General features: G+C 60.5%; 18 protein-coding genes. 3 read left to right on the forward strand and 15 right to left on the reverse strand.

All coding sequences use genetic code 11. The features are described 5' to 3' along the window. Positions 1 to 10: 10 nt before the first annotated feature. From DPM35_RS26635 to DPM35_RS26655, 5 genes are all read right to left on the reverse strand, one after another. Positions 11 to 1300: an amino acid ABC transporter permease gene (locus DPM35_RS26635; RefSeq protein ID WP_112130171.1), complete on the reverse strand. Its 1290-nt coding sequence runs from the start codon at positions 1298 to 1300 to the stop codon at positions 11 to 13. Further along, a complete protein-coding gene (locus DPM35_RS26640) occupies positions 1297 to 2565 on the reverse strand; it encodes an amino acid ABC transporter permease (RefSeq protein WP_198419729.1) in 1269 nt (422 codons plus the stop codon). Before DPM35_RS26640 ends, DPM35_RS26635 begins: the two co-directional genes overlap by 4 nt. Before the next feature lie 116 nt (positions 2566 to 2681). Further along, positions 2682 to 3698, reverse strand: coding sequence for an amino acid ABC transporter substrate-binding protein (locus DPM35_RS26645; protein ID WP_112130173.1), 1017 nt, complete (start codon positions 3696 to 3698; stop codon positions 2682 to 2684). An 89-nt stretch (positions 3699 to 3787) separates the two neighbouring features. Beyond that, positions 3788 to 5101 (reverse strand): mandelate racemase/muconate lactonizing enzyme family protein, encoded by a 1314-nt coding sequence (locus DPM35_RS26650; RefSeq protein WP_245431652.1) that lies wholly within the window; start codon positions 5099 to 5101, stop codon positions 3788 to 3790. Continuing rightward, on the reverse strand, positions 5005 to 6225 hold the full coding sequence (locus tag DPM35_RS26655) for an MFS transporter (RefSeq protein ID WP_112130175.1): 1221 nt from the start codon (positions 6223 to 6225) through the stop codon (positions 5005 to 5007). The genes DPM35_RS26650 and DPM35_RS26655 overlap by 97 nt, the downstream gene beginning before the upstream one ends. A gap of 161 nt (positions 6226 to 6386) precedes the next feature. Here DPM35_RS26655 and DPM35_RS26660 point away from each other — a divergent pair, with 161 nt between their 5' ends. Beyond that, the gene (locus DPM35_RS26660; protein WP_112130176.1) at positions 6387 to 7208 is read left to right on the forward strand and encodes an AraC family transcriptional regulator; all 822 of its coding nucleotides are present in this window, start codon (positions 6387 to 6389) and stop codon (positions 7206 to 7208) included. 37 nt (positions 7209 to 7245) lie between these two features. Here the strand turns inward: DPM35_RS26660 and DPM35_RS26665 are convergent, their stop codons facing one another. From DPM35_RS26665 to DPM35_RS26695, 6 genes are all read right to left on the reverse strand, one after another. After that, entirely contained in the window at positions 7246 to 9567 is a 2322-nt protein-coding gene (locus tag DPM35_RS26665; RefSeq protein WP_181592150.1) for a molybdopterin guanine dinucleotide-containing S/N-oxide reductase, read from the reverse strand. A gap of 574 nt (positions 9568 to 10141) precedes the next feature. Further along, positions 10142 to 11185: a GlxA family transcriptional regulator gene (locus tag DPM35_RS26675; protein ID WP_112130179.1), complete on the reverse strand. Its 1044-nt coding sequence runs from the start codon at positions 11183 to 11185 to the stop codon at positions 10142 to 10144. A 179-nt stretch (positions 11186 to 11364) separates the two neighbouring features. Continuing rightward, on the reverse strand, positions 11365 to 12885 hold the full coding sequence (locus DPM35_RS26680; protein WP_112130180.1) for a trimethylamine methyltransferase family protein: 1521 nt from the start codon (positions 12883 to 12885) through the stop codon (positions 11365 to 11367). A 506-nt stretch (positions 12886 to 13391) separates the two neighbouring features. Beyond that, positions 13392 to 14444 (reverse strand): quaternary amine ABC transporter ATP-binding protein, encoded by a 1053-nt coding sequence (locus DPM35_RS26685; protein WP_112130181.1) that lies wholly within the window; start codon positions 14442 to 14444, stop codon positions 13392 to 13394. A 140-nt stretch (positions 14445 to 14584) separates the two neighbouring features. Next, positions 14585 to 15595: an ABC transporter permease gene (locus DPM35_RS26690; protein WP_112130182.1), complete on the reverse strand. Its 1011-nt coding sequence runs from the start codon at positions 15593 to 15595 to the stop codon at positions 14585 to 14587. 283 nt (positions 15596 to 15878) lie between these two features. Next, the gene (locus tag DPM35_RS26695; RefSeq protein ID WP_112130183.1) at positions 15879 to 16901 is read right to left on the reverse strand and encodes a LysR substrate-binding domain-containing protein; all 1023 of its coding nucleotides are present in this window, start codon (positions 16899 to 16901) and stop codon (positions 15879 to 15881) included. Positions 16902 to 17281: 380 nt separating this feature from the next. Here DPM35_RS26695 and DPM35_RS26700 point away from each other — a divergent pair, with 380 nt between their 5' ends. Next, positions 17282 to 17974 carry a corrinoid protein gene (locus tag DPM35_RS26700; RefSeq protein ID WP_112130184.1) on the forward strand — a complete coding sequence of 231 codons (693 nt, stop codon included), beginning with the start codon at positions 17282 to 17284 and terminating at the stop codon, positions 17972 to 17974. 67 nt (positions 17975 to 18041) lie between these two features. After that, the gene (locus tag DPM35_RS26705) at positions 18042 to 19076 is read left to right on the forward strand and encodes a GlxA family transcriptional regulator (RefSeq protein WP_181592151.1); all 1035 of its coding nucleotides are present in this window, start codon (positions 18042 to 18044) and stop codon (positions 19074 to 19076) included. Positions 19077 to 19238: 162 nt separating this feature from the next. Here DPM35_RS26705 and DPM35_RS26710 read toward each other — a convergent pair whose 3' ends face one another. The 4 genes from DPM35_RS26710 to DPM35_RS32565 form a co-directional block, all read right to left on the reverse strand. Next, positions 19239 to 20213 (reverse strand): DMT family transporter, encoded by a 975-nt coding sequence (locus tag DPM35_RS26710; RefSeq protein ID WP_112130186.1) that lies wholly within the window; start codon positions 20211 to 20213, stop codon positions 19239 to 19241. A gap of 931 nt (positions 20214 to 21144) precedes the next feature. Then, positions 21145 to 21618, reverse strand: a complete 474-nt coding sequence (locus DPM35_RS26715; RefSeq protein ID WP_245431655.1) for a TniB family NTP-binding protein — start codon at positions 21616 to 21618, stop codon at positions 21145 to 21147. Between the two features lie 188 nt (positions 21619 to 21806). After that, on the reverse strand, positions 21807 to 22865 hold the full coding sequence (locus DPM35_RS26720; RefSeq protein ID WP_146767992.1) for a hypothetical protein: 1059 nt from the start codon (positions 22863 to 22865) through the stop codon (positions 21807 to 21809). Further along, positions 22835 to 23131: a hypothetical protein gene (locus tag DPM35_RS32565; RefSeq protein WP_112130188.1), complete on the reverse strand. Its 297-nt coding sequence runs from the start codon at positions 23129 to 23131 to the stop codon at positions 22835 to 22837. Before DPM35_RS32565 ends, DPM35_RS26720 begins: the two co-directional genes overlap by 31 nt. Positions 23132 to 23436 lie beyond the last annotated feature (305 nt).

Here is a 23436-nt window from a genome sequence, read left to right on the forward strand (position 1 = left end):
AAACGGCTCCTTATCGATGGTCGGTTTTCAGGCGGCGTTCGAGATGCATCGAGTAGCGTGACATGCCGAAACAGAGGAGGAAGAACAGGCCGCCGATGAAGATGAAGAGTTCCCAATAGATGCCCTGCCAGTCGGTCGTCGCCCGGATCGAGTTGGAGAGCGCGATCGGGTCCAGGAGGCCTATGAAGACGACCAGCGTCGTGTCCTTGAAGAGCCCAATGAAGGAATTGACGATGCCGGGGATCGAGATCTTCAGCGCCTGCGGCATGATGACCAGCCGCTGCGCCTTCCAGTAGTCGAGGCCGAGCGCCTCGGCTGCCTCGTGCTGCCCTTGCGGCAAAGCCGCCAGCCCGCCACGGATCACCTCCGCCATATAGGCCGTGGCAAAGAGCGTCACCATGATGATCACCCTCAGGATCAGGTCGAAATTGGTCCCCGGCGGCAGAAAGGAGTTGAGCAGCAGCGAGGCGGTGAACAGCAGCGTGATCAGCGGCACCCCGCGGATGAACTCGATGAACACGACGCTCAGCATCATGACGAGCGGCATTGTCGAGCGCCGCCCCAGCGCCAGAACGATGCCAAGCGGCAGCGACAGGGAGATGCCGGTGACGCCGATGACGATCGACAGCAGAAACCCGCCCATTTCGCGGGATGTGACCGTGGCAAGGGCCAGCGGCAGCAGCTGCGCGAGTGCTGTCGTGACCGGACCAGACGCGACAAGCCACCATGTCAGCGCACTGATAAAGGCCAATCCGGCAGCAATGCCGCCGCCGAGCCGTGCCGTGAGCCGCATCGCGATCCCGCCGACGGCAAGTCCGATGTAAGCGGTGAGCGGAAGCCACAGGCTCCCGCCCCAGATGAGCCAGTAACCGAGGCCAGGGAAGACGGTGCTGAACAGGAGAAACCTGCGCGGCACGGACGGAAAGAGGATTGGTGCCAGCGCCGCTAGCATCAGCCCGAACGCCAGGACTGGGCGCCAATACTGGGTCGGCGGATAAAACCCGAAGAGAAGCTGTGCCCATCGGTCGCGGATAACCGCAAAGCAGGCACCTTCCGCGCCATTGAGGATCTCGCGGCATTCATTCAGCGAACGGGCGTTCCAGACGGCGTTGAAGAGCCAGGGCGATAGAGAATGCACGATCAACAACACCGCGATCAGCGACGCGACCGTCAGGAGCGCGCTCAGCCAGTCCCTGAAAAAATTCTCCCGACACAATTTGAGGAGGCCCTTCTCACCGGCTGGCGGCTCGCGAGCGGGCAGCAGTTCTCCCCGGACAAAGGCAGGGTTGCCGTCGATCATATCAACGCTCCTTCAGCCCGATGGCGGGCGTTATAGACGTTCATCGATCCGGAGATGATCAGGCTCAGCGACAGGTAGATCAGCATGATGAGCAGCATGCCTTCAAGTTCGCGACCGGTCTGGTTGATCGTAATCCCGCCGAGCGTCGAGCGCAGATCCATGTAGCCGACCGCAAGGCCAAGCGAGGTGTTCTTGGTGATGTTGAGATATTGCGAGATCAGCGGCGGCACGATGACCCTGAGCGCCTGCGGCAGGATGACCAGCCGCATCGTCTTGGCCGGCCCAAGACCGAGAGCGTGCGCCGCCTCCGTCTGGCCTTTCGAAATCGCCAATATGCCGGCGCGCACATTTTCCGCGATGAAGGCACCAGTGTAGATGCTGAGCCCGAGCCACATTGCGATCAGCGCGTTTCGCAGTTGCAATCCGCCCTGGAAATTGAAACCCCGCAGCTCGGGATAGCCGAGATGAAAGCCGAATGCCCAAAGCAGGAGGAGGAGTGGCGCGGTGAGGATGATGGCGCTCTTCCACCAGGTGACCGGCCGGATCCCGGTCTGGCTCTGAACACGATCGGCGTGATTGTGCACCGCCCGATTGGCGAAGACACACGCAAGGACAACCATCAGGAGGAAAACAATATTGAGGCTGGGCTGCGCGATTCCGAGATCGAGCGTGCCAAGATTTCGGGCAAACAGCGGCTCGGGAATGAACACACCCCGATTGGTGATCGCCACCGCGCCGAAGATCATGCTCGCCGTGGCATTGTCGCCCCTGAACGCGCTTGGCGCCGGCACTGCCTCGCTCATGATCGCACCGAAGACGAGGATCCACAGCAAAAGCGGAATATTGCGGAAGAGCTCGACGTAAACGGTCATCAGCCGCGCCACGATCGGGTTGCTCGAAAGACGCAGCACCCCTGCCGTTACGCCGATGATCGTTGCCCAGGCGCAAGACAAGACAGCAAGGACGACCGTATTCAAAAGCCCCACGATAGCGGCCCGGCCGTGGGTCATCTGCGTGTCGTATTCAATGAGCCGTTGGTTTATATCGTAGCCGGCGGTGCTCCACAGAAAGGAGAAGGAAAAATCCTTGCCCAAGAGCGCGAGATTGCGGATCGTGTTGTCAACCAGCCAGGCAATCCCGAGCATGAGGCACATCAGCACAAAGACCTGGATCGTGCAGGAACGGTACCGGCTATCGTTGAGCAGCATGCTCAATCGGAAGGTCTGGTGCGGCTCCGCAGTTGGAAGAGTGATTACGTGTGCCATTGGCGATATCCCTGCAGGTGCGTCACAGCAGTGCCAGCATCAGCAACAGTGGGACGGTAGCGGTTATGCGTTCCTCAGGAACGGCGCGCGATGTTCAACCCGCGCCCGACGTCTTCTCACCGGAACGGCTGGGCGTACATCAAGCCGCCCTTGGTCCACAGTGCATTGAGCCCGCGCTCGATGCGGATCGGCGTATTGCCACCGAGGTTATCGGCGAAGATCTCACCGTAATTTCCGCTCGCCGCAATCGCGCGCTTAGCCCATTCGGCATCGAGACCCAGCATCTTGCCGAGATCGTCCTCCTTGCCGAGCAGGCGATTGGTTTCCGGATTGTCCGAGCCTGCGGCGAGTTGATCGACATTGCTCTTCGTCACGCCCAATTCTTCGGCTTCGAGCAGTGCATTCAGGGTCCAGTGCACGATGTCGGCCCACTGTTCGTTGCCCTGGCGCACGACCGGCCCAAGCGGTTCCTTGGAGATGATCTCGGGCAGGATCAGGTGGTCCTCGGGATTCTTGAAGCTCGCGCGAACGGAGGCGAGGTTGGAGCCGTCACTTGTATAGACGTCGCAAGCGCCAGCCTGATACTGACGCTCGCCTTCAGCGCTTGAATCGACCGGTACCGGCTCGTAGCTCATCTTGTTGCTTCGGAAATATTCCGCGAGGTTCAGCTCGGTCGTCGTGCCGGACTGGATGCAGACCGTGGCACCGTTGAGTTTCTTGGCGGAAGTGACACCAAGTGCCTTCTTCACCATGAAGGCTTGTCCGTCGTAGAAGTTGGTGCCCGCGAAGGTCAGCTTGAGGTCCGTGTCGCGCGAGAAGGTCCATGTGGTGGCGCGCGACAAGAGATCGATCTCGCCCGAGGCAAGAGCGGTAAATCGGGTCTGTCCGGTGGTCGGGACAAATTCGACCTTCATCGGATCGCCGAGCACGGCTGCGGCCACCGCCCGGCAGAAGGCAACGTCAAAGCCTTGCCAGACGCCCTTGGCATCTGGAGCGGAAAAGCCGGCCGTGCCGGAGCTGACGCCGCAGTTGAGCTGGCCGCGCGCCTTCACCTCCTCGAGCGTGCCAGCCATGGCAGCACTGGACAGGAGCGCGACAGCGCCGAGCACTGACAGGAATGTGGTTTTCTTCATTTTCGTTCCCCATTGGTTTTGTTAGCGAAACTGAATTTTAAATGCTGTTTTCGAGTGCTGTTCCTTCCTCCTGTTTGTTCCCCGCACTGCTACTTGAGGCTGACGGTGGTTTTCTCCATGTGCGCCTCGGCATCCTTCCTGAGCGTCATGCCGAAACCGGGCGCGGTCGGCACAGCCAAACGGCCGTTGACCGGCTGCAGGTCTTCCTCGAACAGGTCGCGATTGCAGGATTTGAGCGAAAAGGTGTGATGCTCATGGATTTCGAAGTTCGGAATGGCGGCTTCGAACTGCAATGCGATTGCCGTCGAAAGCGGCGACCCGCAGACATGCGCCTGGACACCGATGTCATAGGCATGTGCGAGATGCGCGATCTTCATGCCCTCGGAGATCCCGCCGACGAGGCCGACATCGGGCTGGATCATGTCGATGGCGCCCGCCTGCAGATAGGGGAGGAAACCCCAGCGCGTGTAGAGCCTCTCGCCGGTCGCCATCGGAATGGGCGAGCGCGAGGCCACCTTCAGATGGGCATCGGGACTGTTGTAGTGGGTTGGCTCCTCGATGAGGAGAATGTCGAACTCGGCGCAAAAGTCCGCAATCTGAAGCGCGGATGCGGCAGATGTCAGCCCGTTCAATTCAAGGATAATGTCGACGTCCGACCCGACAGCCTCCCGGACCGATTCCATCCGGGCCCGCGCGAGTTTGCGATTTTGCGGCGTCAGAAGGCTGCGATGCCGTGCACGTCCGCCGCCCGCAGCGACATAGACCGGGCAGAGCTTGACGCAATCATAGCTTTCCTCTCGTACTCTTTGCGCAGTCTCCCGATATTCGGCGGGGTCGTCGTGCATCCTGTGCTGCGCCTCCCATCCGAAATGCAATTGGCTGGCATAGCAGCGTAGCGGCTCCGGCGTCTTTGCTCCGAGGAGGCGGTGGACCGGGAGCCCGGCAGCCTTGCCTTTGATGTCCCAGAGGGCTGCGTCGAGCGCGCTCATCGCACCAAAGATCACCGGCCCACCGCCTTGCGCCCAGAAGGATTGGCGCAGCATCTGCTCCCAGATGGTTTCGGTGTCGTTCGGGTCGTGGCCCAGCACGAAACGCTCGGCGAGCTTGCGGATCATGGGGCCAACGGCTTCCGATGCCGTGCCGAACGCCAGGGATGCCTCGCCGAGCCCGCAGATGCCTGCGTCGGTGTGGACCCGCGCGAAGATCGGCCGCCAGAGCGCCATGCCGTTTTGCCCGGAGAGATCGATTTCCAGCGTCTCGACCTTGGTAATCTTCATTGCGACTACATCCGCTATTGGGGTTGTTGTTATCGCGATCGTGCCGGGGCACGCCCATACGTGCCGGTGAGCACGACGAGCGCCAGCACGAGGGGAAGGAAGGAAACTGCCAGGATGGTGCCCCAACCGTAGGCCGTCAGCAGTCCCCCCGACAGGAACGAGCCGACGGTCATCGTTCCGAACACGGCGAAGTCATTGAGCGCCTGCACCCGCGCCTTCTCCTCGGGACGATGGCATTCGAGCACGAGCGCCGAGGCTCCGAGGAAGCCGAAGTTCCAGCCGACACCGAGCACGATAAGCGTTATCCAGAAATGCGCGACGTCGACTCCCGAAAGGCCGATAGCCGCGGACGCACCCGTCAACAACAGTCCCGTTGTGACCACGCGCGGCGCGCCGAAGCGTGTGATGAGGCGCCCGGTGAAGAAGCTCGGACCATACATGGCTACCACATGCCATTGGATGGCGAGGTTGGAGGACTCCTGGCTCAGACCGCAGAGCTGCATCGCCAGCGGCGCCGCGGTCATGAGGAAGTTCATGAGCAGGTATGAGACGACGCCGCAGGTCACGGCGGTTACAAAGCGCGGCTGGCGGGCGATTATGCGTAAGGGACGGCCGCCCACGGCCTCCACCTTGGTGGGCGTTGGAAGGCGAACGCCGACGAGCAGCAGCGCCGAAAGCGCCGCGAGAGCTGCTTGGGCGAGGTAGCTTGCCGCAAACAGATGCGGCATCCACAGATACATGGTGTTGTTGACGAGCTGCGGGCCGATCACGCCGGCGAGGACACCACCTGCCATAACGAGGGACAATGCCCGCGGGCGTCGATCCGCCGGGACACAATCTGCCGCCGCAAACCGGAAAGACAGCACTACGGCGGCATAAGCGCCACCGAAGAGTGTTGCGGCACAATAGAGCCAGAAGGACCCGATCACCACCGCGATTGCGGCCAGGAGACCGACCAGCACGCCGCAGCTCGTTCCGACCAGAAAGACCACCCGACGACCGTAGCGCTGCGCGAGGACACCCGCCGGCAGCGTGGAGAGCGCCATTCCGACGACAAACATCGATATCGGCATTGTGGCCAACGCCGGAGCGGGTGCGAGTGTGTTGCCGACGATCGCCCCGGTGGAATAGACCACCGCCGAGTTCGCACCTCCCAGTGCCTGCGCAATCGTCAGCCGTGTGAGGTTGGCGCGCGCGGCGTCGTGGTATGGGGGCGTTTCGAGCGCTTTCTCTATGGCGACTTCTGACATCCGGCTTCACTGGGCATGAGGACATTGGTCCGGCGTGAAGGATCCACGTCGGTGAAAGGCGTCTGGCTTTTGATGTGAGGGTAAGTTAGCGCAATGGCATGTGGCTGTATTTCAACGGCCTGACAATCGGTATAGAATAGCTGCCAAAGTGGAGCGTCATCATGATTTGGCAGCCGATCACCGCCCCTTCGGGACTTCGCCCGCCACAGCCGCTTACAGTGCGGGCGCAGTCCATCCCGGCGCGCCATTACTTCCCGGAGCACTCGCACGCCTGGCACCAGCTGGTCTATGCGATCTCCGGCGTGCTGACGGTCTATACGGAAAAGGAATCCTTCGTGATCACGCCGGATCAGGCCGTCTGGCTGCCGACCGGCGTCGTACACCGTGTCGGATCGCTCTTGGGAGCCGTTTTCCGCAGTCTGTGGATTGCCGATGAAGCCGGCGCCGACCTCCCGGCGGTCCCGACGATCTTCATGATGTCCCGGTTGTTGCAGGCTCTGATTATCGAGGCCACGGAACTCGAGGGGCAGGAAGACCGCGACGGCTATTCGAGCCGGGTGACGACACTCATCCTCGACCAGTTGGTGCGGGTCCAGCCCCTGCCCTCCGCTTTGCCCTGGCCAAAAAGCGCGGCGCTGACCAAATTGTGCGAGGCGCTTTATCTCGATCCGACCGATGACCGAAGCCCTGAAGACTGGTGCACGGTGCTCAATATGTCGCCGCGGACCTTGGCGCGCCGCTTCAACACGGAGCTGGGCATGAGCCTGCGCTCGTGGCGGCGGCGCCTGCGGCTGTTCAGGTCGATCGAGCTCTTGGGCGGTGGCCTCGGCGTCACCCAGGTTGCCATGGAGCTCGGCTACGGTTCGACTTCCGCGTTCGTGTTTGCCTTCCGCACCGAGATGGGCAGCAGCCCGCAGGCTTATATGCGCAGGCATCTTACGCCCGGATCGCCAACCGAGGCCGGGCGCAAGGCTCCCGAGTAGCGGCGGCCCCACAATCGGACTCGCCGATGGTCCCGCCTCAGACCGGAGGGTCGAAGGCGCGAATTACCGGAAGGTTGCCTTCGAAGCGCTCCACCTGGACTGTCGTCAGTTGCCCGGTACAACCCTGTGCCAGGCGAGACGTGCCGATGTCCCGGGTGAGCACATTCGGATTGCCGTGCACGCAGAGCGGCTTTTCTTCGTTCGGATCGGCCGGATCGTACCAGGCGCCGGTCGCAAGCTGGATAACGCCGCGTCGCACGCCAACTGAAAGCATCACCCCTGCAAGGCAGGCGCCGCGTTCATTCGACAGCTTGATGATATTACCCTCGCAGATACCGCGCGCCGCCGCATCCTCAGGATGCATAGTGGCGACCTCGCGGCCCCGGTGCTTGAAGGCAATGCTATGGCCGCCAAAGTCGAGCTGGCTGTGCAGCCGTGTCTTCGGTTGGTTGGAGATCAGCACAAAGGGCGTGTCTTTCGTCGGAACATAGACGGAGCCGAGCCAGGTCGGATGCCCGGGGCAATCGGCCTCTCCAAAGCTCGCGATCGTCTGAGAATAGATTTCCAGCCTGCCGCTTGGTGTCGGTAGCGGATGGGCCTCGGGGTCATTGCGGAAGGCGCGCAGGTAACCGCCGTCATCGGGCTGTTGCGGTAGGAGGAGCCCCTCGCCTGCCCAGAATGCGCCGAAGCTCGGCGCCGAAACACCCTGCTCCGAAAGCCCGGCACGGGTCTGCTCGTAAAGGTGCTCGAGCCATTGGCGCACGCTCCGGCCCTGTGTGAAAGCCTCGCGCACGCCGAGATACTCGGCGAGGTCTGCGAAAATCTCATAGTCGTCGCGCGCTTCACCGTAAGGGGGCGCGACAGGATGCATCGGCACCAGCAGTGGGTCGTTGGAGTTGGCGCCGATGTCCTCGCGCTCCAGGGTCATCGTGCATGGCAGGACAATGTCGGCGTGACGCGCGGTCGCCGTCCATGCCAGTTCGTGGACCACCAAGGTATCCACGCGTGCGAAGGCCTTTCGCAGCCGGTTGAGGTCCTGGTGATGGTGGAAGGGGTTGCCGCCGGCCCAATAGACCAGCTTAATATCAGGATAGGTCCGGGTTTCGCCGTTGAAGCGATAAGTCTCGCCGGGTTCAAGCAGCATGTCGGCAATGCGTGCTACGGGGATAAAGTCGCTAACGCCGTTGCGCCCCTGTGACAGCGTTGGGATCGGCACGGCATTGTAGCGGCGCCCGTAATAGGCAATCGCACCCAGCGCATATCCATAGCCGCCGCCTGGCAGTCCGATCTGCCCCAGGGCAGCAGCAAGCACCATGCCTATCCAGACCGGCTGCTCTCCATGCTCGGCACGCTGCAGGGAATGCGAGACGACGATCAGCGCGCGTTTGCCGGCAAGCCGCCTTGCAAGCACAATGATTTTGTCGGCGCGAACGCCGGTGAGCGGCGCCGCCCAGGCCGCGTCCTTGGGTTGGCCGTCCGTAATGCCGAGCAGGTAGCGCTCGAAGATCGGCCAGCCGGAGGTGTAGCGTTCCAAAAAGGCGCGATCGTGTTTGCCTTCGACGACGAGCGTATGCACGATCGCCAGCATCAGTGCGGTGTCGCTGCCCGGTACGCACGAGACCCACTCCGCATTCGCCTCCTCCGGCAGATCGGAAAGCAAGGGGCTGACCAGCACGAAATTGCAGCCGCGTTCCGCCGCGCGCTTCATGGCGGAGCGCTCGACATGTCTGCTGACGCTGCCGCCGGCGACCATTGAATTCTTCAGTGCCATGCCGCCGAAGGCGACGACGATCTCCGTATGCTCGGCGATCTGCTCCCAGGAGACATTGCGTTTCGTAAGCCCCTCATGATCGCCGATGATATGGGGGATAAGAACCTGAGAGGAGCCAGATGAATAGCTCGTTACCGACCGCACATAGCCGCCGCAAGCGACATTGAGAAAGCGGTGGATCTGGCTCTGCGCATGATGAAAGCGTCCGGCGCTCGACCAGCCGTAGGATCCTCCGAAAATGGCGCCCGGGCCAACCCCATCCCGAACCCGCATTAGTTCTTTGCCGAGCAGGTCGAGAGCCTTCTCCCAAGCTACGGGCACGAATTCGTCGCGTCCGCGGCGATCATCCGCGCCTGGACCGTTCTCCAGCCAGCCCTTGCGCACCATCGGCTGCGCCACGCGGGCGCGGTGACGCAATGCCGCGGGAAAATTCTGGATGATCCCGTTCGGGTCGGGATCGTCAGGATGCGGCCTCACCTCTAGCTGGTCGCCGCTCATCCGGGCTGAAAACACGCCCCAGTGCGAGGTGTGGGGACGAAAAACGGTGTCAGCGCGGTCATTTCGTTCGGCAGCGTCGGGCTGAAGCATCACAGGAGCTTTCTTGGCCGAGGTCGCTCAGCTGGCGACCACCATGGTTCATTGGAAAGACACTAGCGCATCCGGACATGGCCGTATCTCAACGAATTGACATTCGATTTAGACTATCTGCCAAATTCTCTTTTGCAGGGGTATCCGGGCTCCTCTGCGGGATCTGGTTTAGAACTAGCAGCCGGGCAGACGCCTTGATCGAGCGGACACGGAACGTCACACGGGACCGTCCCGATCTCAAACCGGAACATATCGATCGAATGCCGGAACTTATGAATCTCGCCGTGCCGGATCGCCTGGTGGAGGAATCAGGATCTCGCGATCTCGTGGTCGGGGCACAAGCATGGCAAACTACGCCAGAAGGCCGATTCTCAATTTGAGGAGAAGCCAGAGCAACAAGATGCAGAACAGCAAGGCTTTCCCTGCCGCATAAATCTGCCAACGGATTGTCGCTCGGCGCGGCCCTAGCGGATAATCTCTCACCTTATCCGGTCCTTCCACATCGTCGCCATGCCGAAAGAGCTGCAGCCCTCCCATCGTAACGACGCGGACGCATCCCTCGATGCAATGTCTTCTAGCCGAGGCCACGCCCTACCCAGGCCGGAACCATTGCGCGACACCTTTGTGGCGTGATGCCATTGAACATCCTGAAGCACTTGGCGAAATGCGACGGTGAAATGAAGCCACACGCGATCGCGACGTCGGTGATGGGCAAGCGTGTGCCCTCGATCAGACGCTTGGCGTGGTCAACGCGAATGCGCAGATATTGACGCACCGGCGGCATGCCGACATGCGTGGAGAACAAGCGTTCCAGTTGCCGCCGCGAGACGCCAGCCCGTCGTGCCACTTCAGCCATGGCTAGCGGGGTCTCAATGTTTTCCTCCATGATCCTCATGGCCATCAGAAGTTTTTCGCTCACGCCTGCAAATGCGACACCGGAAGGTCCTGTCTGGCGGTTTGATCCAGATCGCTGGCCATCGACAATGGCATGACGGCAGACCTCCTGCGCGATGAAGGCGCCGGCGTGGCTGGCAATGAGATCGACGGCCAGATCGAAAGCTGCCAATTCACCGGCGCAGGTCGAGAACTGGCCGTCCCTGATGAAGAGAGTGTCCCGGATTCGCGGCTGGGTGAACACCTCTGAAAAGGCGGCGAGCCGCGACCAATGGATCGTGCAGCGCGCGCCCGCCAGAAGACCGGTCTGGGCGAGCAGCCACGTCGCGGTCCCGACGGCGGTTACCGGGACACCGTGCCGTACAGCCGTGCGCAAGAAGCTGTTGAGCTGTGGCGTGAACTGTTGTTCCACCTGTTCACCTGCAACGACGGCCAGATAATCCGGCTTTTGCGAAGCTTGCTGGTCGCCGATCGTGGTGTCCACGGCGATCGAGATGCCGTTGGCACCCAGAACGTCACGGGCATTGATCCCTGCCACCCGCCACCGGAACAGCTCCGATCTCGACACCGTGTTGGCAATGCGGAGCGGTTCGAGGAAGGCATGCAAAGCGAGGTGCGAGAACCCTGGTAAAACCAGAACCAGCAACTCCGTCGAGCAGCCGCCAGCCGGACCGTCAAGCCGGACCGGTGAGGTGCTGGCGGTTATGTTGGCTGGTGCGTTCATCGGTTTTCGCCATTCGATTGGGCGGGCCTGATCCCGCTTGTATCACCCAGGCCCGAGGCCGTACGGGCCAGTACCGAAGAAATTTCCATTCCAGACGGACACCCTGCGGCTTTCTCCTCGTAATCCCCCCGATAATCCATGCCGTCACTGCGGCGGCCGCCGCGGCATAGCCGGCCGCGCTAGAGCACGGCATCGCCGATTTCGGTCTCCCTGCGCTTTATAAAGTCCAGAAGCGCCTCGTCGATGGCTTCGTCGATCGGCGGCGCCTCGTATTCCTTCAGCGCCCGCGCTGCTGCCTCGAGCCCCCGCGTGTTTGCATCCTTGGAACCGTTGAACGACCACTGCTCAAAGCTGTCGTGGTTCATCAATTCGGGGACAAAAAAGGCATGCTCAAAATTCTTCAGCGTGTGCTCGGTTCCCAAATAGTGAGACCCAGGCTCGCTCTGCCGGATCGCATCCATCGCTTCGTCGATCTCGCGCAAGGCGATGCCCTGTCCCAGCTTGTAGAACATCACCATCTGCTCGGCGTCGAGCATGAACTTGCTGTAGCTTTGGGTCAAAGCCGCCTCGAGATAACCGGTCGTGGAAAGCACGAAGTTCGCGCCGGCGATAAGCGCACCGTACATGTTGCGCGCGGCCTCATAACCGGCCTGAGCATCCACGAGCTTCGAGCTTGTGTTGCTGCCGCTGCAGCGCCAGGGCAGCTTGTAGTGCCTGGCCAATTGACCGACCAGCAAGTTCATGTGGCAGATTTCGGGCGTGCCGGCCATCGGCGCGCCGCTCTTCATCGACACCGTCGCCAGCCACTGGCCGTAGATGCAAGGCGCGCCAGGCCGCACCAGCTGTGCAAAGGCGATACCGGCAAGGGCCTCGGCGTTGAGCTGCGCAACCGCCGCAACGGTGCTTGCGGCGGTGCTGGCGCCGCCCAGAACGAACGGAGCGAAGATCATGGCCTGGTTGTTGGCTGAATATACCTTGACCGCATCGAGCATCGTTGCGTCCCAGACGAGAGGGGAATTGCAATTGGCAAGCGAAATGAGGACCGTGTTGTCCTCGAGGAATTCATCGCCGAACACGATCTTGGCCATGGCGATCGTGTCTTCCGCCCTCTCGCGCGAAGTAACCGCACCCATGAACGGCTTGTCGGAATAGCGTATCAGGCTGTAGTTCATGTGCAGATGACGCTTGGGGACGGCGACGTCCATCGGCTCGCACAGCACACCGCCTGTCATGTGGATTGCTGGCGCCTGATAGGCGAGCTTTGCGAAGTTTCTGAAATCCTCGATCGTAGAGTTCCGCCTCCTGCCCTCCAGATCGAGCACGTTAGGCGATCCGTAGGCAGGAACGAAGATGCTTCTTCTGCCGCCGAGACCGATCGTCCTGGCTGGATTTCTCGCAACCACGGTGAATGCTTCGGGAGCTTTGGCGACCAGCTCCAGAAGCTGATTCCGGTCAATCCTCACTCGCTGGCCGTCGACGGCAGCGCCGGCCGCGCGCCATAGCGCGACCGCCTCGTCATCACGGAATTCAATGCCTATTTCTTCCAGTATCTGCATGGATATATTATGAACCCGAAGCAAATCTTCCTGGCTCAGCAGATCCATATAGGGCAATCCGCGTTCAAGCGGCGGCATGAAAGTAACCGTTCTGTCAGAACGCATTTTTTGCCGAGCGCCTCGGCCGCCTGATCTCGCCGACATTTTTTTATCCCTGATTATAAGTCGGCAATATACGGCTCGGCGATGACGCGAACCACCAACAAAAAAATAATGTAACTTATGAACTGAGGTTATGAGCGTATCCGGCCGACATCGTCCGTCACACATGATCCCTGGCCTGCAAATCGCCAAGCCTCTGCCGGCGGCGCATAGGTAGGTTGCGCCGCGATCTCATCCAGGTTTCAGAATCTGACGCCCAAAAGGCGGCGTGCAGAAACCGCTTTTAGAGGGCCCCAGCGAGCTCCAGTGCGGTGCCGGCAATCACACAAGCGACCTCCGAGTTCAGAAGCTAGGCTGCAATGCTTTCAAAGCCGCCCGAGAGGCTTCAGCCTGAAGAGTTCCCACGATCGCATCGGCGGGGTCGGAATGCGAAGGAAGCATTGGCGCCTGACCCGTGCCGCAGATGGATTCAGCGCCTTGCCGTTGACCCTGCGGGGCAACAGCGGCGGCAAGCCCTGACAGCCGTGGCGCTTCAATGTCTCGTGTGCCTAAAGACGCTCATGCACGCCGCGCAGGATTGACGATGCGGTGATCACACCGACATCTGCACCGCCATCGTCGACCACGACCATCGGCGTGTTGCCATGTCGGTTGGACAGACCGAGCAGTTCCTCGATCGGCGTATCCAGTCTCAGCCGCGGGGCATCGGCCAAGGGCTGGCCCTGCCCCACGGTTCTGAACTCTTCGAGTGGCAACATCACCGTCTCGGCCTTGAGAAGCTTCAAACGACTGCTTCCCTGGACGAATTTCTCGACATAGGGGTCATTCGGGCTGCCGAGTATCTCGTCTGCCGAACCGATCTGAAGCATCTTGCCGTCTTTCATGACACCAATATGGTGTCCGAGCCGGACCGCTTCATCGAGATCATGGGTGATGAACAGCGTGGTCTTTCCCAATTTCGTCGACAACGCCTTGAACTGATCCTGCAATTCCCGCCGAATGAGCGGATCAAGAGCAGAGAAGGGTTCGTCCATCAACAGAATCGCGGGATCGGCCGCTAGTGCCCGCGCAAGCCCAACCCTTTGCTTCATTCCGCCGGAAAGCTGATCGGGATAACGGTCGCCCCAACCGGCAAGCTGGACGAGCTCAAGCTTTTCCTCCGCGATTTCACGGCGCTGCCGCACGCTTGCCTTGCGCAGCTCCAGGCTCAGCGCGACGTTGTCGCGAACGGTGCGATGGGGAAGCAGCGCGACGTTCTGGAAGACCATCCCCATGGTACGCGCGCGCAGCTCACGCATCTCATTTTCGGATTTCTGGTTGATGTCTTCGCCGCCGACGATAATCTGGCCGGAGCTCGGTTTTATCAGGCGGTTCACATGCCGGACCAGCGTCGACTTGCCGCTTCCCGAGAGCCCCATAACGCAGAAGATCTCGCCCGCCTCGACCTTGAAGGAGACACCGGCAACAGCTGCAACACAGCCGTATTTCTCAAGGAGCGCTGCCTTGGAAAGATCGTTGCGCTGGACGCTCGCGAGATCGAGCTTGGAGCCCGTCCCGAAGACCTTCCACACGTCCTTGAATTCAACGGAATGCGCTTTCAAAGGTAAGCTCCACTGTTGAGAAGTTTCGCCCGGCCGAACAACGGCTGATGGTAGGCGAACCAGCGTTCCTATTGTTTCGCTAGCCAATTTCCCGTTGATCGTAGTGGCCTTTGCGGGACTTGACGCACAGAGCTTCAGCGTTATGCGGGCCGCTCATAGTCGTTCCCTTTGTTTTGAGAAAGGAGTTCGGCGCCGGCCGCCTTCCAATCTTGTGTGGCGGAGGGGCTATAAGGTCTGAGCATCGTGGTAAACACGGATGCTGGTCCCCGCCTGTACCAGGCGACGTGGCCGAACTGTCTGCGTCGCGACATGGCGGCTTGCGTCAGGCGATCGAGGATGACGGCAAGAATAACGATGCCGATCCCGCCGGTCGCGGCGAGGCCGACATCCAGGCGACCGATCCCGCGCAAGACCATCTGGCCAAGGCCGCCGACGGCGATCATGGAGGCAACGACGACCATTGAAAGAGACATCATCAAGGTCTGATTGACGCCCGCCAGGATGCTCGGCAGCGCCAGCGGCAACTGAGCCTTGAACAGAAGCTGGTTGTTCGTGGCTCCGAAGGCGCGCATGGCCTCCACGACTTCTTCGGGGACCTGCCGGATGCCCAATGCGGTCAGCCTAATCACGGGCGGAAGCGCGAAGATGATCGTCACGATCACTCCCGGCACATTGCCGATCCCGAACAGCATGACGACGGGCACGAGATACACGAATGAGGGGATCGTCTGCATTGTGTCGAGGATCGGCCGATAGATCGCCGCCGCGCGTTCGCTGCGACCGGCAATCACGCCGAGCGGGATTCCGACGATCATGCAAAAGACCACTGCCGTGAACACGAGAGACAATGTCGTCATCGTTTCACCCCAAATGCCGAGGAGACCGACAACCACCAACAGGCCCGCCACCTGGAGCGCGAGGCGCCACCCGGCGATCTGCCAGGCAACCAGGCCGACGAACACGATGGTGACAAGCGGCGGGATGCCGTTTAGCCCAAGGTTAAAAGCCGTGAGCAGCTTGTCGAAAGGCCATTTCAAGGTCTGGAACAGCGGTCGATAATTCGTAACCACCCAGGTCAAGACGTCCTGAACCCACTGACTGAACGGCAAGTGCCAGCTTTTGAATGGATCTAAGATATCGGCCAGACTCAACGAAAGCTCCTTTCGACCAGAAAACCCACCCTCGAGTTTTCTGGAAACCGCCCATTGCGATGGTGCCAACGCCGCCTTGATTCCTCAAAAAGCAGACGGATTGGCTGCAGGCGCAGCACTGCACCATGCCCGAACAGCTGAAGCAGCCGCAGTCCGGATCGCATTGGCCCACTCACTCCCGACAGGGATTTCACCACATCGCGAGTTGTGGCCCTGTCACTTCAAGGGACGCTAGTCACGCGGGCGCGACAAAACAACCGAAGAAATAGTTATACGCGGCCGACTAAATGTTATCATTCGGACGCGGCTTCGAAGTTGCGGTCGGCGATTCCTGGCCAAGCCCCGGGGCCGCGCCAACGAACTCGGCGCTTGGCGCAGGCGCGGCAGGCTTAAGTTCCTGAACCTCTTCGACCAGCCAGTCTCGGAAGATTTGGACGTCTTCGCGTCCGATCGCGGTGTCCGGTATCACGAGATGATGTTTTCTGCCGGTGAGATAACTTTCGCCGAGAGGCCTGATCAGCGTACCTTCATTGACATAGTCGCTCACCAGGTGACGCCACCCCAGGCCGATGCCGTAGCCTCTGATGACTGACTGCATCATGGTTGGATAATTGTTGAAAGTAATGGTGCGCTTGAAGGAAGGGGAGACCCCGAACTGCTCTAGCCAGTGCACCCAATCGAAGGGCGACCACGGATAGGCGGACCAGTGCTGGTCGTCCATGACCAAAAGCACCTCGTTCACCAGATCCGTCGGCGTCAGGATTTGCGGTGAGTGCGGCTGGTAGGCTTTGCTGCAAACAGGAAAGACCTCCTCGCTGAAGAGTTCGGTCGCCGTGAAGCCAGGGCGCGGCAGATGGCCCATGACCACGGAAACGTCAAAACCGTCCGTGGCCGGCGCCGGGCTGCGCTCGAGCGAAACCAGGTGGAGATCGACCTTCGGATTGGCGGCAACGAAGTCGCCGATCCGGCGGCTCATAAACAGGGTCGCGAAGGACATCGGCATGCCGACGGTCAGGGGCTGGGCCTTCTGTCTCCTGCGCACGCTGTCAAATGCCGCCGCCATATGCCCGAGGCTCAGCGTCACCGCCTCGAACAGCTCTTCTCCGGGAGCCGATAGCGAGACCTTCTGGTTGCCACGATTGAACAGTTGGACTTGCAGATGGTCTTCAAGCGTCAGGATGTGGCGACTGACTGCGGCCTGGGTAACCGAAAGCTCGTTGGCAGCCTTGGTGAAGCTCAAATGCCGTGCCGCGGCCTCAAATGCCCGAAGGGCGCTCAAGGGAAGCCTGCGATAGTCCTTCGACATGATAAATTGTTATACCGGTCCCGACAAAAAGTAAATTGCGCCTCGTCGCTTTCTCTATAGCATGGCAGCAGTCGATATCAATGATCTCAATTGCGCAAGCTCGACCGGAGTAATTCCGAGCCGCAGCTTGAGCATAGTGGAGGTGATCTGGTCACACAAATAAAAGTCATTGCCCGACCAGGGATCGCGTGACGGACGGCAGGCGTTTTTTGCGCCGGTCGGCTGTTCGGCACAAGGCGGAAGAGGCTACAAAGCTCAAGCACTGCAAGAAGGTCTTCTTCGGCAGCATCAACTCCCAAGGCTTCGCCGGAAGCCTGGTCGGTGCCCCAGTGAATGGGGTACCGACCTTCTTGTTCGACCCACAATGAGGCAAGACCGACATGTCCGAAGACGAGATCATCCTTTCCGAGCTTTCCGACGAGGAGCTTGTGCAGCAGATGCACGACGACCTCTATGACGGTCTGAAGGAAGAAATCGAGGAAGGCACGCATATCCTTCTCGAGCGCAATTGGGCGCCCTACAAGGTGCTGACCGAAGCGCTGGTCGAGGGCATGCGCATCGTCGGCGAGGATTTTCGCGACGGCATCCTGTTCGTGCCGGAAGTGTTGCTCTCGGCCAACGCCATGAAGGCCGGCATGGCGATCCTGCGTCCGCTGCTTGCCGCCACCGGCGCGCCGAAGCAGGGCAAGATGGTGATCGGCACCGTCAAGGGCGACATCCACGACATCGGCAAGAACCTCGTCGGCATGATGATGGAAGGCGCCGGCTTCGACGTCATCGACCTCGGCATCAACAACGCGGTCGAGAAATATCTCGACGCCATCGAGCAGCACCAGCCCGACATCATCGGCATGTCGGCGCTGCTCACCACCACCATGCCTTACATGAAGGTCGTCATCGACACGATGAAGGAAAAGGGCATCCGCGACGATTATGTCGTGCTGGTCGGCGGCGCGCCGCTCAATGAGGAGTTCGGCAAGGCCGTCGGGGCCGACGCCTATTGCCGCGACGCCGCGGTGGCGGTCGAAACCGCCAAGGATTTCATGAAGCGCCGGCATAATGCACGGGGCTAGCCGACAGTGAATGCGTCGGCGTTCGCGAGCCGAGCTGCTGATCGCCATCGAGAGGACCTGTGATCTGATGAATGCGCCCTTTTCAGCGGGAGATCGTTCGCGCGTCGTGGGGTGGACCGCTGGCCGACCACAAATCGAGGGTCGTGACGAAGTGTTTCGGGTCAGCATCCTTGCGCTTCCAGGCTTTTCCCAGCTCAGCTTATCTTCGTTCGTAGAGCCTCTGCGCCTCGCAAATGCGGTTGCCGAGCGTCGGTTTTTCGAATGGACGGTGGTAAGTCCTGACCGAGGGCCGGTTGAATGCGCCAGCGGGTTGACCCTTGCGGTTGGCGGCGATTTTGCGGGAGTGGCCGAAAGCATTCAGGCCTGCAAGGGGCCCAGCATGGTCATCGTTTGTGCCGGGGAGCAGGTCGAAAGGCAGATCTCGGCATGCCTGAGCAGAGTGCTTCGTCTGTGCAAGCGTTTCGGCACGCCGCTCGTGGCGCTGGGTACGGCGACATGGTTGCTGGCTGAGAGCGGAGTGCTCGATGACATCGCCTGTACAATTCATTGGGACAAACGAGCGGCTCTTGCCGAGACATTTGCGCGCCTCCTGGTAACTGACCGCCTGTTCGTACGCGAAGCCCAATTGGCCACCTGCGCCGGCGAGTTTGCCTCCTTCGATCTGGTGATGGACCTGATCAGCGAGCAGCTCGGCAAAGAGATAGCTCTGGCTGTCTGCAGACATACGACGGCCGGGCACTGGCGCTCGGCATCCGACCGGCAATGGACGATCACCGGCAGCCAAACGATCACGTCAAAGGCACTTGCCGACATTATCCGCATCATGGAGGAGCATGTGGAGGATCCACTGCCGCTGCGCGATATTGCCAGATGCGTCGGCCGCTCGCGCCGTCAGATCGAGCGGCTCTTCGCGCGTTGCGTTTCGTCCTCACCCATGCGCTATTACATGACCTTGAGGCTTTCACGCGCCAAGCGTCTTATCCAGCAGACGGACCTGCCGATCGTCGAGATAGCGGTTGCCTGCGGTTTCGCCTCGGCGTCACATTTTTCGAAGTGCTTCCGACAGGTCTACGGCTGCAATCCGTCAACCTGCCGGGGCTGATCACGTGGCGCTCCCATATTGACAGGCGTGGCGCCGAGACCGACCATCCGACACGTGGAGCGGGTGTCAACAGGCCGAGCCGTTTTGTGTATCTGCAAAAAGGTGCTGGCGTAGATTGACTGCCACCCTCGATTGGTGAGCCGAACACGCTAGCAGGCTTGGCTATAGGCTTCTAACTTGGCGCGAAGAGACGAGTCCCCCGCCGACGATCAAGGTTGCGCCCACAAGGATACCTGCCGTGAGCTGGGCACGACCGAACGCGGCGAGGATCAAAATGCTAACCAGTGGCGTAGCGTAAGCGGACACCGCGAGAACAACTTTGTCACCCCGGCGCAGCCCATAGTCCCAGCATAGAGCGCCGACCGCCAGGGGGAAGACGCCAGTGAAAATCACGACGAAAAGGCTCAGCGGTGTCGGCAGCGTCGTCGTCTCGACCATGAAATGTATAACCATGGCCGATACGGATGAGACGGTCAGGCCGGCGATCAGAGCGTCCGGTGCGTCAGGGCCCTGCCATATCCGATAAACGCAGAAGACGGCCCAAGCGAGCCCACTTCCGAAGGCTAAGACTACGCCTTTCCACGATCCCGTCGCGAGGTCGGGCCCGATGACCAGCACCGCGCCGGTCAAAGCCAGCAGCACGGACAAGATGTGCCTTGGGGAAAACGTCATCAGGCCTAAAGCAGTCGCAAGTACGACGAGGATAACCGGCCAGAGGTAGACGATGACGTTTGATTGGGCGGGCGCAATGAACTTCAGCGAATAGAGGAAAAGGACATTGCCAACCAAGACCCCAAGGGCGACCATCAAGATGGATACCAGCTGCTGGTTGATCATCCGTGACGTATACGGCCGACGTCTCGAAGACAAAAACAACGTTGAGGCGGCTACCGCATAGTTGATTGCCGAAAACTGAAATGTCGGGAGGCTATCACTCGCAATTACCGCCATGAGAGGCCACAGCGCCCACAGCGGTACAGCCAGCAGGCCTATGATAGTCCAGAACCCCTTTCGTCGAGGTATCGACACATGCTCACTCCCTGATTGCCTGATACAAGGCGATGTGCGACCCCTCGCCTCCACGGGTAGAAGCGGGCTCGCAGCCTGGGAACCCGCCACCCAAGGGTCCATCAACATCGCAGCTTGGATGAGGTGCGCCTCACATCCTTGACAAGGCTTTCCTGGCGGCGGAGGTGCCAAATAATCTACTAAGCTTCAGGTCTTCAAATGAGTATTTCTGGGGCCTCCGATAACCGCTTGTCATCGGGCCCGCCTAAACGCCGCCCCACCGGTTTAATCAAGCCCTGCCCTGGCAGGTTGCAGCCGGTCTGGAGCCACAGGGTGCGCAAGGTGAGGCTCGTCTCATCCCCAGATTGTCGCGCTTCTCTATTCGGCGTGTTGAAGTCAAGCGCTTTGAACTTTCCGCTCGCCGGCTTGTGACGTCTTTCGCGGGCTCGTGCTTCTCTCGCTCTTGGCCCTCGCCTTGATGGGGATCAGAAGATGAGGCGGAACAATCTATAGCGCGTCCGGATCGTTGTGATGCGATCGGTGCTGCGTACATTGCGAACTCATCTCATCCATCGCCCCGCGAAGGACACCACTTCCACTGACAAGTGGAACTTTTATCGGGTGGTCCTTGTCACGTGATCGCTTTGGCGGGCGGCCTTGCTACTTCCGACCCGGAATCACGTAGGCTCATCAAATCCGCTCCCCCGCCGGGTGAGACTGACAAATGGATGTTTCTGCGCTTGGCGGACCGGCTCGCGGCCAATCGGCGGACTTCGTGCGGGCTGGCCCACGCAAGACTCCCACGATTGGCCTTTTCGAACACCTGGGCATCATGGTAGCCGATTTCCTGCTCAATTAGGCCCTCGCTATCGAGCAGATGATCTGGGGAACTTCTTGGTCAAGGGGAGCCGGGGTGCTTGCCGCCCGCGGGCAGTTCCAGTGTGCCGTCCGGAATTATCTGTCGATGTCCGGAATTATACCGATCTTGGGGGGTCGTTTCCGCGCTCGTGCAAAAGCTTGAGCGCATCGCTGCCGCACGACATGCCGCGAAGCGTGGTCTCTATACGGGAAGACGAATGCTGCCGAAGCCGCTGGTCCCGGCAGCGCAATTCTGGAGGAGATGGCAAAGCGCGCGAAGGGAGGTGTTCTCACCGTACATAACAATCGCTTCGTAGGCGTCGGCTCCCTCAACGTTGTGTTCCGCGCCGATCCTCACGCAGTCCTCCCGCGTCGGCTGCCCGATCTCGAAACGCATGCCGATACGGCTTTCGATATGATCCACAGCGTGGGTATCACGCCTCGTGCCCGCTAACCGATGAGTGTTGCCGGCGAGCAGTAAAGCGAAGCCGCACCGCTCCTGAAGATGCAGCAGCTCCCGCAAAACAGTGGGTGTGAAGTTCTGATATTCGTCCACCAGCAACGGACGCGACGGGCCGTATCGGGAGCCCAAAAAATTCATGCAATCCTTGGCAAGATCGTATGTGTGCTTACTGTCACTTTGGACGCCGTAGGCGTCATGCAGCATCAGGAACATCGGGCCGGATGGCCTTGGTGTGCTGCGCAACCTCCCAATAGGCAGCTCCGCTTTGGGCGGCTATCCAGTTGAGCGCTACAGTCTTTCCGAGTCCGGATTTGCCGATCGCGAGCACCGATATCGCATCTTGACCGCCGTATCGAAGGCGGCCCGCACGGCGAGCGCAGCCCGGGCTTCAACGAATATCGTCATCCGACGATCCTCTTCACTAGGTTCATCTGAGCGGCTATGCGCTCGTCCTGTTCGCGTCGGCGTTCTTCGGAGTTCGATGGCTTCTTCGGCATGACGATCCGCGCCGGCCGATCAGACGGATCGAGCAACACTTTGCCCGCCGGCTCGTTGGGGATGATGTCAGGTTGAGCCTGACCAAGAGCTATCAGCCGAGCTGCAACGTCGATTTTCGGGACTGAGCGAGCCATCTCCACGATCGCGCTGCGATGCGCCCTCGCCCGTGCTGCCGTGCTTTGGGCGCCCCGATGATCCAGCGGATGAAGTGCAACATCGGGGGTGGCGATCCCGAGCCTGTTGCCCTTCATGTCCAGCACAAGCAGCTCGGCCGGCGCATGATAGACCGGCTCGCAGACCAGAACCTTATCGTGCGTATACTGCCACAGCTCTTCGCAGGACCACCGACGCCCACGGATCTGGAACGCGCCTTGAATCACAGTGCGCTCGACGCGGCGCGCTACGGACGCGCGCACTTCATCCCGGCTCATGGTGATCGCTGACCATCCTGTAGCAACGTGCTGTTGAAAAATGGCGTTGGGCGAAAGACCCTTGAGGCCGCTCTGCTTTCCCGTGGGCACGCTGTGATAGGCCTTTAGGAGACCGAAGAACGCCGGAACGAAATCTTCGAAGGTGCCATAGGGCGCAACCGTCCGGCCGATCGCCTCCTGGCGCTTGTTCATACGGTTGCCGGAAATCCAGCCCGGTACCGTGCTCAGATAGCGAGACTCGAAGTCCCCGAACCAGCGTTCGATTGGCTTTGCCGGGGCGTTGTAGGGCAAGGTGTTGACAACTCGCATCGAGCGACCCGGCCCATGGAATCCGGGCACCGCCAGTGCCATGGCGTCGTCGAGGTACGTCGCGAACCCGTACTCCTTGCCGTTATCGATGTAGAGGGCTTTAGGCAGGCCAAAGGCAGGATGACCCACCATGGCCGCGAAGACTTCGATCACGTCACGATTGTTGACGCCGCCGCGCTTGTCAAATGCGATCAGATCACACCAGACGCGGCCAGCGCCCAATCGAGAAACGCGATCAACTTCGCAGTACAAATCGAGCCGTCAGCCCGCCTCAGGTGGATGTCGATCGGGTGCACGTCCCCGACGACCAATTCCATCGGGCGCATGCCTTCGACGGAGCGGCGACCGCGTGGGCGGCTGTCCTCGTAGGCTTTGCGGTTCGTACGGAACTGGTGGACCTTCCGATAATGTATCTCTTGCGAAACGAGCGTCCACGGGATCGAACAAGCTGGCTCGAAACTGGCTGGATCATTGGGGCGGAATCCCATGACCTGGTGGTCTCTGCCAGAAAGTTGCGCGCCAAGCTTTTGACATGTCCCCAGGCTGCGCCGGCCGCCAAAAGGCCTCGAATTTCCTGTTTCAGATCCTCTGCAATCTGGGCCTTGGTGACAGCGTCGAACGGTACCAGAGCATCCCACTGCCGGCTGATGACGACGCGTTTTTTGCCTTGATCCGCTCGGCCGCGCCGGCCCCGGCTTGCAATCGGCTTCGGACGGTTTTGAGCCCGCGCTTCAATGGGCTTTAACCGGAGTTGCAACTCGGGTGAGAGGGAAGCCAAACTGACGAGATAATG

The organism is Mesorhizobium atlanticum, assembly GCF_003289965.1.
GTDB classification, from domain to species: domain Bacteria; phylum Pseudomonadota; class Alphaproteobacteria; order Rhizobiales; family Rhizobiaceae; genus Mesorhizobium; species Mesorhizobium atlanticum.